The sequence below is a fragment of the Nocardioides ultimimeridianus genome (assembly GCF_054777895.1).
On record NZ_BAAHAB010000010.1, the window covers coordinates 98,084 to 110,133 of the forward strand.

Sequence of the window (12,050 nt, forward strand, 5' to 3'; positions counted from 1 at the left end):
CAATGGCGTCCCGGGGATCGTGCTCGTGGGGGAAGTGGCCGTGGAGGGCCTTGATGGTGGTGGACTGGCGACGGGTGCCGGCGGCGGACTTCCGCGTGCCCGAGGGCCCGGCTCTGGCCGATCTGACGGCCGAGCTGACCGGCCTGCTCGGCGACCCTGACCCCGCATTGCGCGACGAGGTCGCCGTCCCCGTGCTGACGACCTGGATCGGGCGCGGCGTGTACGACGACCTGATGGTCGGTCTCGGCGACGGGATCGCGACCGGACTGACCGCGACCCGGCCGGCGGACCGGGCCGCGCTGCGGCGTACGTCCTCGGCGGTGGTGCTGGGCGCCGTGCTCGCCCGCGACAACCGGCGGACGCTGGTGCCGCGCCAGAAGGTGCTGGAGTGGGGCGACCGGATCGCCACGTGGCTGCTGGCCGAGCGCGATCTGGGTGCCGGCGCCGTCGGCGCGGGCGCGGACGCGCTCGGTGAGCTGGTCGCGTCGCCGCATTGCGGCCGCGGCGAGCTGCGTGCGGTGCTCGACGTGCTCGGCGAGCGGGTCGTCGTCGAGGCGGCCGAGCCGTGGCGCGGCACCGAGGCGGACCGGCTGGCGCTGGCCGCCGTACGACTGCTGCGGCGCAACCTGCTCCTGCTTGACGAGGTCGAGGGCTGGGCCGCCCGGATCGGCGCCCGCGCGCTGCGGGACCGGCCGGCGCCCGCCGGGCTCAACGCCGACGCGTTCCTGCGCTCGCTCTACCTCGTGCTCGCGCTCGGCCAGGAGCCGCCGCCGATCCGCGCGGACCTGGTCCTGACCCTGGTCGACTTCCTGCGGGAGCTCCACCCGGACCTGCTGGGCTGATCGGGCGGGGCTCCCGCATCGGTCGTCAGGCCAGCAGGCCCATCTGGGCCGTCGACGGCAGCCACTTGCTGCTTCCGGCGTAGGAGCCCACCAGGTTGGTGTTGAGGAGGGGCTGCAGCAGCGTGGTGAGCAGGCCGGGGTTGCAGGCGGCGTAGCCGTTCGCGTCGGTCACCGCCGTGCACAGGACCGTGGTCTTGGCCTTGAAGGTGATCGTCTGCCCGGCGATGCCGTGAGACGGCACTCCCCCGGTCAGCGTCGCGCTGATCGTGCCCACGTTGAGGCCGTTGCCGAGGATGACCGGCGGCCCCACCAGGGTCGTGGCGCCCTTCGCGACGGTGATCGACAGCTGCCGCTGTACGGCCTGGCCGCCGGAGTCCGCCGCGCGGACAGTGAACGTGGAACTGCCCGCGTCCCCGGTCGGCGAGCCGGTGATGTGCCCGTCGGTGCCCATCGTCAGGCCCGCCGGGAGCGAGCCGGAGACGACCGTGAAGGTGTACGGCGGCAGCCCGCCGGTCGCCGTCACCACCGCGTCGTAGCTCGACCCGTAGGTGGCGTCGCCGAGCGCCGAGGTGGTGATCGCGACCGGCGGCACCACCTCGATCGTGACGTCGTACGACGCGTCGCGGCCGATGCCGTTCGACGCGGTGATCGTGACCGGGTAGCTGCCGGTCGCGGCGGTGTCCGGGGTGCCGGACAGGATGGCCGTGCCGTTGCCGTTGTCGTGGAAGGTCACGCCCGCCGGCAGGGAGCCGGTGAGGGCCAGGCCGGCAACCGGGTAGCCGGCGGCGGCGTACGAGACCGTGGCGGACTGCCCGGTGACCATCCGCACCGACTGCGGCCCGGCGACGGAGGGTGCCTCGTCGACGGTGAGGTGCAGGGCGTGGGTGGCGTCGGAGCCGATGCCGTTGGTGGCGGTGACGGTGGCGTCGTACTCACCGCCGGAGCCGGCGGCGGGCGTGCCCGCGACCCCGTGTCCGGTGGTGTGCAGGCCCGCGGGCAGGCCGGTCGCGGACAGCGTCGGGGCCGGGAAGCCACCGACGGTCAGGTCGGTGCTGCCCGCCGTGCCGGCGGTGTACGTCGCCGCGGCCGGGCCGGACAGCGACGGCGCCTCGTCGACGGTCAGGGTGAACGGCCAGGTCGCGTCGGGTCCGGTGCCGTTGCTGCCGGTGACCGTGATCGGGTAGACGCCGCCGGAGCCCGCGGCCGGGGTGCCGGCGATGGTTCCGCTGCCGGTGTCCCCGTCGACGCCCGGCGTGAAGGTGACGCCGTCGGGCAGCGTGCTGCCGGTCGACAGCGTCGCCGCCGGGTAGCCGCCGGTCTGGGTGAACACGTCGGGCCCACCCGCCTGACCCACCGTGAAGGTGTCCGAGGACGGGCCGGAGAGCGTGGGCGCCTGGTGCACCACGACCGTGACCGACGTGGTGCCGGTGCCCGCCTCGTTGGTCGCGTTCACGGTGACGGTGTAGCGACCGCCGGGGCCGGTCGGCGTGCCGGAGAGCGTGGCGGTGCCGTCGTGGCCGTCGGTGAGGCTCAGGCCCGCGGGCAGCCCGGTGGCCGACAGCGTCGGCTGCGGGCTCCCCGTCGAGGTGTACGTCGTGGAGCCGCTCGCGCTGCCCACCGTGACGTCGACCTGGGCCGGTCCGCTGACCGTCGGGACGACCTGGTCGGCCTCGACCGCGCCGATGTCGCACCGCGCGCCCTGCGGGCGGGCCGTGCCGCGCTGGTCGGTGCCCGCGCAGAGGGCCACCGGTGTGCCGGTGACCGCGTCACTCACCGAGGAGGTGGTGCCGGCGGCGATCCGGTCGAGGGCCGGGCTGGCCGGGCCGGGCAGCTGCGTCTTCGTCGGACCGCCGTTCGCGGCGAGCGCACCGAGCTGCGGGTCGGGGCCGGCGGCACCGAGGCCGCAGGTCGACGTACCGGGTCCGACCAGGTTGCTGCCGCCGTCGTTCGCGGCCGCGTAGCAGGCGCTCGCGGCGTTGCCCGAGATGATCGAGCCGGTGACCCCGACCGTGGAGCCGGCGAAGGACAGCACGCTGTAGCCGTTCGCGGCCACGGTGTTCTGGGTCAGGGTGGAGCGGGCGACCGAGAGCGTGGTGCCGATCCCGAAGATCGCGCCGCTGGTCGACGACGCGCTGTTCGCGGTGATCGTCGAGTCGGAGACCGACGCCTGGTTCACGTCGTTGGTGCCGGTCGAGTACGCGCTGATCGCGGAGCCGGCGTACGCCTGGTTGTGCGAGATCGTCGACCGCCTCACCGTCAGCTGGGAGGTGTTGTTGGCGGCCGTCGCGCCGCTGTAGATCGCGCCGCCGAGGCCGCTGGTGTTGCCGGAGGTGTGCGTCGCGGTGTTGTTGTCGAGGGTGGTGTCGGAGACGGTCAGCCGGGCGCCGTTGAACAGCCCGCCGCCACCCAGGGAGGTGGCGGTGTTGCCCGTCACCGTCGTCGAGGAGAGGGTCGCGGTGCCTGCGTTCACCACCGCGCCACCCGCGACGGCCGAGTTGCCGCCCAACGAGCCGCCGGTGAGGGTCAGCGTGCCGAGGTTGGAGATGGCGCCGCCCGCGAAGCCCGCGGTGTTGCCGGTCAGGTCACTCGCCGTGATCGTCGCCGTCTGTGCGTCGGACGCGGTCGAGGAGCCGTTGTAGAGCGCACCGCCCTGGTTCGAGGCGTTGTTGCCCGACAGCGTCGACCGGTCGACGGTGAGCGTGGTGGCGTTGTAGATCCCCGCGCCGGACGGCGCGGTGTTGGCGCTGATGGTCGCGCCGTTGCGGATGGTCGCGGTGACCGAGCCGGCGCTGGCGCCGCTCGCGACGCTCGTCGTCGCGATGGCACCGCCCACCACCGCCGCCGAGTTGCGCTCGACGTCGGTGCCGTCGACGACCAGGGACAGCCCGCCGGCCGCCCAGACCGCGCCGCCGTAGCTCGAGGTCGCCTTGTTGTTGGTCATCGCGCCGCCGGTCAGCGTGGTGCCGGCGTTGGCGTAGATCGCGCCGCCGCCGAGGGCGCTGTTGGCGTCGAAGGTGTCGCCCTGCAGGGTCATGGCGCGGTTGTTGGAGACGGCGCCGCCGTACGACGCGGTGTTGCCCGAGAAGGTCGAGCCGGTGACGCTGAGGCCCGCGCTGCCGGCGTACAGACCGCCGCCGTAGCCGAGGTTGAGCGACGACGTCGTGGCGTTGTTGCGGAAGGTGCTGTTCGCGATCGAGGTCGGGCCCACGGTGAGGATGCCGCCGCCGAGCGCGATCGAGGTGCTGTTGCCGTCGGCCGTGTTGTTGGCGACCGTGGTGCCGCTGAGGCTGAGCGATCCGGTGGCGGCCACGTAGATGCCGCCGCCCCAGCCCTGGTTGCCGGCGGCCGCGGTGGCGGTGTTGCCGCTCACCGAGCCACGGATCATGGAGAGCGACCCGCTGCTGACGAAGCTGCCTGCGCCGTTGGTCGCGCCGCCGCCGGTGATGTCGACGTCGGTCGCCGTGACGGCGCCGAAGAAGATCGGGAACGTGCCACCGTTGACGTAGTGGCCGCCGGTCAGCGTCAACTGGGACAGGTTGATCGGGGTCGAGGCAGTGGCGTACGCCGTCATCGCCCAGCCGTTGCTGGTGTTCGTGGTGCCCTGGAAGACGACGCCCGGTCCGGTGCCCGCGATGGTGATCGCCTTGGTGATGATCGGCCGGTCGGTGTAGGTGCCCGGCTTGACGTCGATGGTGTCGCCGGCGGCCGCCTTGGTCAGGGCGGTCGTGACGGTGGCGCAGGGTGCCGCCTGGGTGCAGCTCGTGCCGCTGCCGTTGGTGGCCACCCACCAGGTGGAGGCGGCGTGAGCCGGTCCGGCCGCGACGAGGGCGGTCCCCGTCGTGGCGGCGGCGAGGGAGACGGCGACCGCGAGGCGGCGCAGAGGATGCGGAACGGGCATGGAGGACCTCTGGGGTTGTGCCCGAGACGGTGGGAGCCGAACGCCGGGGACGCTAGCAGCCCGTGGCGGCCGTCACACCCGAAAGCAAAATTCTCCTCCGGACATGCGAGAACCCCGGACCGATGGTCCGGGGTTCGTCGACGTCGACAGCGCTCAGGCGTTGGGGCGCTTGCCGTGGTTCGCGCCCTTCTTCTTGCGAGCGCGGCGCTTGCGGCCGGTCTTGCCCATGGTTCCTCCTACGTACGGTTCAGGCCAGTGTCCCAGCATCCGCGACGGGACCGAAATCGGCCCCCACCGGGCTCAGGGACGCGGCTGCGGGAACTGCGCCTTCATGGCGAGGTCCCAGCCCCGGTCGCCCAGAACGCGGCGCGTCAGCATCGCCGCCGGCGCCGAGGGCGTGACCGTGTAGCGCGGCTTGGGGCTCCGCGCGCCGAGGGCCTTCGCGATCACCTTCGCCACCGCCTCGGGCGGCCCTCCGAGCTTGGCCATCGGGCCGGCGTACGCCTCGGTGGTGGCCTTGAGGACGGCGGCGTTGAAAGCGACGTACGGACCCTCGCCCTCGGGCATGCCGGCGGCGACCTTGGCGTCGAACTCGGTGGTGATCAGGCCCGGCTCGACGAGCACGACCTGGATGCCGAAGCCGCCGACCTCGAAGCGCAGCGCGTCGGAGATGGCCTCGATGGCGTACTTGCTGGCGTGGTAGGCGCCGCCGCCCGGGAACGTCATCTTGCCGCCCATCGAGCCGATGTTGACGATCCGGCCCGAGCGCTGCTTGCGCATCGTCGGCAGCACCAGCTGGGTCAGGCGCAGCAGGCCGAACACGTTGGTCTCGAACTGGCGGCGTACGTCGGCGACGTCCACCGACTCCAGCGCGCCCGACTGGGAGTAGCCGGCGTTGTTCACCAGGGCGTCGATGCGGCCCGAGCCGTCCAGCACCGTCTGTACGGCGGCGGTCATCGAGTCCTCGTCGGTGACGTCGAGGGCGACCGTGCGGCAGCCCGCGGCCTCGAGGTCGGCGAGCGTCTCGGGACGGCGGGCGCTGGCCCAGACCTCCCAGCCGGACTCGGCGAGGAGGGACGCGGTCGCGGCGCCGATGCCCGAGGAGCAGCCGGTGATGAGGACGGTCTTCATGGCGCTCATCCTCGCGCAGGCGCGGTGCCCCCGACTAGGACTCGGTGATCTGGACCTTGATCTGCGAGATCTGGATCCGGACCCGCTCCCGCAGGTCGGCGGGCGCCTGCTCCGAGCAGGACCGCGCCACCATGGCCTTGACGGTGCGCTGCAGGTTGTAGCGCTCCAGGCACGGGTTGCAGCTGTCGATGTGGGCGCGCACGATCGCGCAGTCGCCCTCCTGCAGCTCGTTGTCGATCAGCCGGACGATGCGGTCCAGGAAGTCGACGCAGTCGGCCTCCTCGGCAGCGCTGGGGTGGTCGTGGCCGTGGGTGCTCATCGGGCATCTCCATCGAGCGGGGCGTCTCCGCCGGAGCTGACGTAGTCCGAGAGCATGTCGCGCAGCTGGCGGCGACCGCGGTGCAGGCGGGACATGACCGTCCCGATCGGGGTGTCCATGATCTCGGCGATCTCCTTGTACGCGAAGCCCTCCACGTCCGCCAGGTAGACCGCGAGCCGGAACTCCTCGGGCAGGCGCTGCAGGGCGTCCTTGACCTGGCTGTCGGGCAGGTGCTCGAGCGCCTCCATCTCGGCGGACTTCAGGCCGCCGGAGGTGTGCGCCTCGGCGCGCGCGAGCTGCCAGTCCTCCACGTCACCGCTGTCGCCGGTCAGCGACTGCTGCGGCTGGCGCTGCTTCTTGCGGTAGGAGTTGATGAAGGTGTTGGTCAGGATCCGGTACAGCCACGCCTTGAGGTTGGTGCCCGGGCGGAACTGGTGGAACGCGGAGAACGCCTTCGCGAAGGTCTCCTGCACCAGGTCCTCGGCGTCGGCGGGGTTGCGCGTCATGCGCATCGCCGCGGAGTAGAGCTGGTCCAGGTAGGGCAGGGCGTCGCGCTCGAACCGCGCGGCGCGGGCCTCGGGGGTCTCGGTCGCGACGTCGATCTCCTCGGCCTCGAGGGCGGAGAGGTCGTCGAGGTCGAGGTCCAGCGAGGTGAGGTCAGGAGTATCGGGCATCGTGCCCAAGCCTACGGCTCCACCCGTCGCGGGCCGCTCCAACGTCGCCATCATGTGAACCGGAACGCCTCATCGGTCGCTGTCATTCCCGATGACGTCGCGGATCAGCCACTCGGCCACCGACTCGACCACCAGGTCGAAGGCGTCCTCCTGGCTCAGCGGTGCGGCCCTGGGAACCTTCAGGCCGTGGTCCGCGGCCGGTACGACGGCCATCGCGACCCCCGCCGGGAGCGGGTCGGGGAACTCCTCGGGCCGCCCCATCGGATCGCGCTCCCCCTGCACCACCAGCGTGGGTACGCCGCCGGCGACCAGCTCGTCGAGACGGCTGCGCTCCGGCTTGCCGGGCGGGTGCAGCGGGAAGGAGATGGCCAGGCAGGCTCGTGCGCCGAGGGAGGCCGCGCAGCGCAGGGCCGAGCGGGCGCCGGCGCTGCGGCCGCCCACGACCAGCGGGGTCTTCGGTCGCAGGGTCGCGGCGGCCGCCCGCAGCCCGGCGTCGAGGGTGGCCGGCGGGCTGGCGACCTTCCGGCCCGCGCGGACCCAGGGCTGCTCCCAAAGCAGCACGCTGACCCCGAGCCGCGGCAGCGCGATGGCGAGCGCCTCGAGGTCGGGTGCGTCGATGCCGCGGCCGGCGCCGTGGCTGAGCAGCAGGGTCGCGATCGGGCGGGTCGCGCGGTGGGTGACCAGCCGGCCCTCGCCGTACTCGGTGTCGATGAGCCTCTCGGTCACCACAGGCCTCCCTCGTCGTCATCCTCGACGCCCTCGGCCGCCAGCGGCTCGACCAGCTCGGGGCTGTTGTTGCGGACGTTGCCCACCGCCGGCGAGACCGGGAAGGCGTGCAGCCCGCTCTGCTGGGCCGGCACCACCAGCTCCGTCAGGTGGTCGGGCGTCGTGGCCGGCGAGAGCCAGTCGGAGCGCCGGTCACGGGGCACGATCAGCGGCATCCGGTCGTGGATCCGCCCGATCTCGTCCTCGGCCTCGGTGGTGAGGATCGTGCAGCTCCAGCGGAACGCCTCGGGATCGTCGTCGGGCAGGCTGCGGTCGCGCCAGATCTCGTAGAGACCGGCCATGGCGAGCACCGACCCGTCGGCCGGGGTGATGAAGAAGGGCTGCTTGACCGGCTTGCCCTTCGCGGTGGTCTGCTGGGTGTCGTACCACTCGAAGTAGCCGTCGGCCGGCAGCAGGCAGCGCCGGCTCGCCCAGGCCTTGCGGAAGGCCGGCTTCTCCGCGGCCGTCTCCAGCCGGGCGTTGATCATCCGGCTGCCGATGCTCGCGTCCTTCGCCCACGACGGCACCAGGCCCCAGCGCAGCTCGCGGAGCTGCCGGACGGGGTCGCCCTTCGTGCCGTCCTCCTCGGTCCGCGCTCGCTCCATCACCGCATAGACCTTGTCGGTGGGCGCCACGTTGTACGACGGCGCCAGCGGCGCCTCGATCCGCGGGTCCAGGACGTCGAACTCCTCGACCAGGTCCTCCGGGGAGCGGCTGGATGCGTAGCGACCGCACATGAGACCAACCGTAGACTCTCGCGGGACATGACTACCGACCTCTGGCCCGCTCCCGTCGCCACCCCCGGACTCGAGGCCGTGGTGCGGCTGCCGGGCAGCAAGTCGCTCACCAACCGCGCGCTGGTCCTGGCGGCGCTGGCCGACGGGCCCTCCGTCGTACGACGGGCGCTGCGGTCGCGCGACACGATGCTGATGGCGCGGGCGCTGACCGCGCTGGGCGCGACGGTCGACACCGAGGGCGTGGACTGGTCGGTGACGCCGCTGTCCGGGACCCCGACCGGCACGAGCGTGGACTGTGGCCTGGCGGGCACCGTGATGCGGTTCGTGCCGCCGGTCGCGGGGCTGGTGAGCGGCGCGGTGGCCTTCGACGGCGACGAGCACATGCGCAACCGGCCCGTGGGCGAGATCCTCACCGCCCTGCGCGGCCTGGGCATCGACATCTCCGAGGGCGACCGGCTCCCCTTCACGATCACCGGCACCGGCTCGGTCCGGGGCGGCACCGTGGTGATCGACGCGAGCGCGTCCTCGCAGTTCGTGTCGGCGCTGCTGCTGGCCGGGGCGCGGTTCGACGAGGGCGTCGACGTACGCCACGACGGCAAGCCGATCCCGTCGCTGCCCCACATCGAGATGACCGTCGCGATGCTGCGCGACCGTGGGGTCGAGGTCGACGACGCCGACGCGAACCGGTGGGCGGTCGCGCCCGGCCCGATCAAGGCGCACGACGAGACGATCGAGCCCGACCTCTCCAACGCCGCGCCCTTCCTGGCCCTCGCCGCCGTCTCCGGCGGCACCGTGACGGTCCGCGACTGGCCCTGGCACACCACCCAGGCCGGCGACGCGCTGCGCCAGATCCTCGCCGACATGGGCTGCTCGGTCTCGCTGTCCGCCGACGGCCTGACGGTGACCGGCCCGGCGACGCTCGAGGGCGTCGACCTGGACCTGCACGACGTCGGCGAGCTCGCGCCCGCGGTCGCCGCCCTCTGCGCGCTGGCCACCACCCCCTCGCGGCTCACCGGCATCGCCCACATCCGCGGCCACGAGACCGACCGGCTGGCCGCGCTGGCGCGCGAGCTGGGCGCCCTCGGCGCCGACGTCACCGAGCTCGACGACGGCCTGGAGATCCGCCCCGCGCCGCTGCACGGCGGGGTCTTCCACACCTACGCCGACCACCGGATGGCCCAGGCGGGCGTGATCATCGGCGCGGCGGTGGCCGGCGTCGAGGTCGAGGACATCGCCACCACCGGCAAGACCTTCCCCGACTTCGCGACCTTCTGGGCCGGGCTCTTCTGATGGCGCGGTACGACGAGCACGACGTCGAGCACTACGACCGACCGCGCCGGCGTACCCGCCCCCGGACCAAGGACCGCCCCAGCCACGACGACGCCGTCGACGGGCTGGTCATCACCGTCGACCGCGGCCGCTTCACGCTGCTCATCGACGGCCGGTCCGTCTACGCGATGAAGGCGCGGCCGCTGGGCCGCAAGGGGGTCGTGGTCGGTGACCACGTGCGCGTCGTCGGCGACGTGTCGGGCAACGACGGCACGATGGCGCGCATCGTCGAGGTGAAGCCCCGCACCACCACGCTGCGGCGTACGGCGGACGACGACGACCCGGTCGAGCGGATCATCGTCGCCAACGCCGACCAGCTCGTCGTGGTGGCCGCGCTCGCGGATCCCGAGCCGCGGCCGCGGCTGATCGACCGGGCCCTGGTGGCGGCGTACGCCTCGGGCATGAAGCCGGTGCTGTGCCTGACCAAGGCCGACCTGAAGGACCCCGAGTCGCTGCTGGCGACGTACCGCGCGCTGGGGGTCCCGTACGTCGTCACGCAGCGCGGCGCCGAGCTGGCCGCGATCCGCGAGGTGCTCGAGGGCCACACCAGCGTGCTGGTCGGGCACAGCGGCGTCGGGAAGTCGACCCTGGTCAACGCGCTGGTGCCCGAGGCCCGCCGCGAGACCGGCCACGTCAACGCGGTCACCGGACGCGGACGGCACACCTCGACCTCGGCGTACCTGCTGGAGCTGCCCGACGGCGCCGGCCAGATCATCGACACCCCCGGCATCCGGTCCTTCGGGCTCGCGCACGTGCAGCCCGAGCAGCTCATCGAGGCGTTCCCCGACCTCGACGAGATGACCGAGGACTGCCCGCGCGGCTGCACCCACGGAGAGGACGAGCCCGAGTGCGGCCTGGACGAGGCGATCGAGCGCGGCGACGCCGACGCCGACCGCGTCTCGTCCTTCCGGCGGCTGCTGGCCGCCCGCTCGGTCACGGACTACTGAGCCCAGACCATCCGGGCGCCGGCCTCGCCGGTGAGGTAGCAGAGCACGACGATCGCGAGCGCTCCGACGATGAGCAGCGCGTGCAGCAGGCCCCGGAGCCAGTCGGCCCGCTGGTCACGGAGGCCGACCACGACGGCGAGGACGGCGAAGCAGTACGTCGCCAGCGACAGCAGGCTCGCCCACCGCTCGTGGTCGTGCACGAAGGAGGTGGGGAACCCCCGCTCGGAGCGCAGGTCCTGGCCGCTGCGGCTGGTCAGCCAGACCAGGGCGGCACACACCAGGCCGAGGACCATCAGCGCCAGTCGCAGCTTGCTCTCGTCGCGCTGCTGCAACCGCCGGCCGGTGTTGACCCGGAAGACGTAGATGAGCGCCACCACCGCCGTCACCGGCAGCGCGACCACCGTCAGGTGGACGATCAGCGGGTGCAGCGGCAGGCCGTCGGCGGTCATGGGCACAGCATGCCCGTCGCGGGCCCGCTCCTGCGGGACTTCGCCACTACTAGGGTGGGCCCGTGGCTGGCACCGACTACACCGACGACCTTCGGCTCGCGCACCTGCTCGCCGACGACGCGGACTCCCTGACGATGACGCGGTTCAAGGCGCTGGACCTGCACGTGATGAGCAAGCCCGACCTCACGCCGGTCACCGATGCCGACCGCGCCGTGGAGGAGTCGATCCGGCGTACCCTCGCCAAGGCACGCAGCCGCGACGCGGTCACCGGTGAGGAGCAGGGCACCTCCGGCCACTCCCAGCGGCGCTGGATCGTCGACCCGATCGACGGCACCAAGAACTTCGTCCGCGGCGTCCCCGTGTGGGCGACCCTGATCGCGCTCGCCGTCGACGGCGAGGTCGTGCTGGGCGTCGTGTCGGCGCCCGCCCTGCAGCGGCGCTGGTGGGCGGTCAAGGACGGCGGCGCGTGGACGGGCAAGCTGATCAAGCCGACCCGCTGCGAGGTCTCCGACGTACGCCGCCTCCAGGACGCCTCGCTGTCCTACGCCTCGCTGGGCGGCTGGGAGGACGCCGGGCTCGGCGACGACTTCCTGGCGCTGATGCGCCGCTGCTGGCGCACCCGGGCGTACGGCGACTTCTGGTCCTACATGCTCCTCGCCGAGGGCGCCGTCGACCTGGCGGTGGAGCCCGAGCTCGAGGTCTACGACATGGCCGCCCTCGACATCATCGTGCGCGAGGCCGGCGGCCGGTTCACCTCGCTCGCCGGCGAGGACGGCCCCTGGGGCGGCAACGCGCTGGCCTCCAACGGGCATCTGCACGACGCCGCGCTGGCGTTCGTCGGGAGCGTGGCGGGCACCGACGACGACCCGGACTGGCCGCAGCACGGGCCGGGGTCGGTGTCCGACCTGCGGTCGCGCCGCCGCCCCGATTCCGGCGACACCGGAACCCCGGCGGAGTAA

The 12,050-nt window shown here is 73.1% G+C and carries 12 protein-coding genes; 4 read left to right on the forward strand and 8 right to left on the reverse strand.

What is annotated here, in order from left to right:
* Positions 1-53 precede the first annotated feature (53 nt).
* On the forward strand, positions 54-842 hold the full coding sequence (locus ACYU8V_RS11120; protein WP_460847368.1) for a DUF2785 domain-containing protein: 789 nt from the start codon (positions 54-56) through the stop codon (positions 840-842).
* 25 nt (positions 843-867) lie between these two features.
* Here ACYU8V_RS11120 and ACYU8V_RS11125 read toward each other — a convergent pair whose 3' ends face one another.
* The 7 genes from ACYU8V_RS11125 to ACYU8V_RS11155 all read right to left on the reverse strand — a co-directional run bounded on the left by ACYU8V_RS11125 (position 868) and on the right by ACYU8V_RS11155 (position 8,366).
* On the reverse strand, positions 868-4,740 hold the full coding sequence (locus ACYU8V_RS11125) for a beta strand repeat-containing protein (protein WP_460847369.1): 3,873 nt from the start codon (positions 4,738-4,740) through the stop codon (positions 868-870).
* A gap of 153 nt (positions 4,741-4,893) precedes the next feature.
* Complete coding sequence (locus tag ACYU8V_RS11130; protein WP_369759046.1) at positions 4,894-4,968, reverse strand: 50S ribosomal protein bL37; 75 nt, start codon at positions 4,966-4,968, stop codon at positions 4,894-4,896.
* 72 nt (positions 4,969-5,040) lie between these two features.
* Positions 5,041-5,871 carry an SDR family NAD(P)-dependent oxidoreductase gene (locus tag ACYU8V_RS11135; protein ID WP_460847371.1) on the reverse strand — a complete coding sequence of 277 codons (831 nt, stop codon included), beginning with the start codon at positions 5,869-5,871 and terminating at the stop codon, positions 5,041-5,043.
* 34 nt (positions 5,872-5,905) lie between these two features.
* The gene (gene rsrA, locus ACYU8V_RS11140; RefSeq protein ID WP_460847372.1) at positions 5,906-6,190 is read right to left on the reverse strand and encodes a mycothiol system anti-sigma-R factor; all 285 of its coding nucleotides are present in this window, start codon (positions 6,188-6,190) and stop codon (positions 5,906-5,908) included.
* Positions 6,187-6,864 carry a sigma-70 family RNA polymerase sigma factor gene (locus ACYU8V_RS11145; protein WP_460847374.1) on the reverse strand — a complete coding sequence of 226 codons (678 nt, stop codon included), beginning with the start codon at positions 6,862-6,864 and terminating at the stop codon, positions 6,187-6,189. Before ACYU8V_RS11145 ends, rsrA begins: the two co-directional genes overlap by 4 nt.
* Positions 6,865-6,933: 69 nt before the next feature.
* A complete protein-coding gene (locus tag ACYU8V_RS11150) occupies positions 6,934-7,590 on the reverse strand; it encodes an alpha/beta hydrolase family protein (RefSeq protein WP_460847376.1) in 657 nt (218 codons plus the stop codon).
* Complete coding sequence (locus tag ACYU8V_RS11155; RefSeq protein ID WP_460847377.1) at positions 7,587-8,366, reverse strand: SOS response-associated peptidase; 780 nt, start codon at positions 8,364-8,366, stop codon at positions 7,587-7,589. Before ACYU8V_RS11155 ends, ACYU8V_RS11150 begins: the two co-directional genes overlap by 4 nt.
* 27 nt (positions 8,367-8,393) lie before the next feature.
* Between ACYU8V_RS11155 and aroA the strand changes: the two genes are divergently transcribed.
* Entirely contained in the window at positions 8,394-9,656 is a 1,263-nt protein-coding gene (aroA, locus tag ACYU8V_RS11160; RefSeq protein ID WP_460847379.1) for a 3-phosphoshikimate 1-carboxyvinyltransferase, read from the forward strand.
* A complete protein-coding gene (gene rsgA / locus ACYU8V_RS11165; protein WP_460847380.1) occupies positions 9,656-10,642 on the forward strand; it encodes a ribosome small subunit-dependent GTPase A in 987 nt (328 codons plus the stop codon). Before aroA ends, rsgA begins: the two co-directional genes overlap by 1 nt.
* Here the strand turns inward: rsgA and ACYU8V_RS11170 are convergent.
* Complete coding sequence (locus ACYU8V_RS11170) at positions 10,636-11,091, reverse strand: DUF2231 domain-containing protein (protein ID WP_460847381.1); 456 nt, start codon at positions 11,089-11,091, stop codon at positions 10,636-10,638. The genes rsgA and ACYU8V_RS11170 overlap by 7 nt on opposite strands.
* Positions 11,092-11,153: 62 nt before the next feature.
* Here ACYU8V_RS11170 and hisN point away from each other — a divergent pair, with 62 nt between their 5' ends.
* Complete coding sequence (gene hisN / locus ACYU8V_RS11175; protein ID WP_460847383.1) at positions 11,154-12,050, forward strand: histidinol-phosphatase; 897 nt, start codon at positions 11,154-11,156, stop codon at positions 12,048-12,050.

Coding starts and splice junctions, on each gene's coding strand:
- ACYU8V_RS11120 (WP_460847368.1), top strand. CDS start 54: ATGGTGGTGGACTGGCGACGGGTGCCGGCGGCGGACTTCCGCGTGCCC.
- ACYU8V_RS11170 (WP_460847381.1), bottom strand. CDS start 11,091: ATGACCGCCGACGGCCTGCCGCTGCACCCGCTGATCGTCCACCTGACG.
- ACYU8V_RS11135 (WP_460847371.1), bottom strand. CDS start 5,871: ATGAAGACCGTCCTCATCACCGGCTGCTCCTCGGGCATCGGCGCCGCG.
- ACYU8V_RS11145 (WP_460847374.1), bottom strand. CDS start 6,864: ATGCCCGATACTCCTGACCTCACCTCGCTGGACCTCGACCTCGACGAC.
- ACYU8V_RS11155 (WP_460847377.1), bottom strand. CDS start 8,366: ATGTGCGGTCGCTACGCATCCAGCCGCTCCCCGGAGGACCTGGTCGAG.
- rsrA (WP_460847372.1), bottom strand. CDS start 6,190: ATGAGCACCCACGGCCACGACCACCCCAGCGCTGCCGAGGAGGCCGAC.
- ACYU8V_RS11125 (WP_460847369.1), bottom strand. CDS start 4,740: ATGCCCGTTCCGCATCCTCTGCGCCGCCTCGCGGTCGCCGTCTCCCTC.
- aroA (WP_460847379.1), top strand. CDS start 8,394: ATGACTACCGACCTCTGGCCCGCTCCCGTCGCCACCCCCGGACTCGAG.
- rsgA (WP_460847380.1), top strand. CDS start 9,656: ATGGCGCGGTACGACGAGCACGACGTCGAGCACTACGACCGACCGCGC.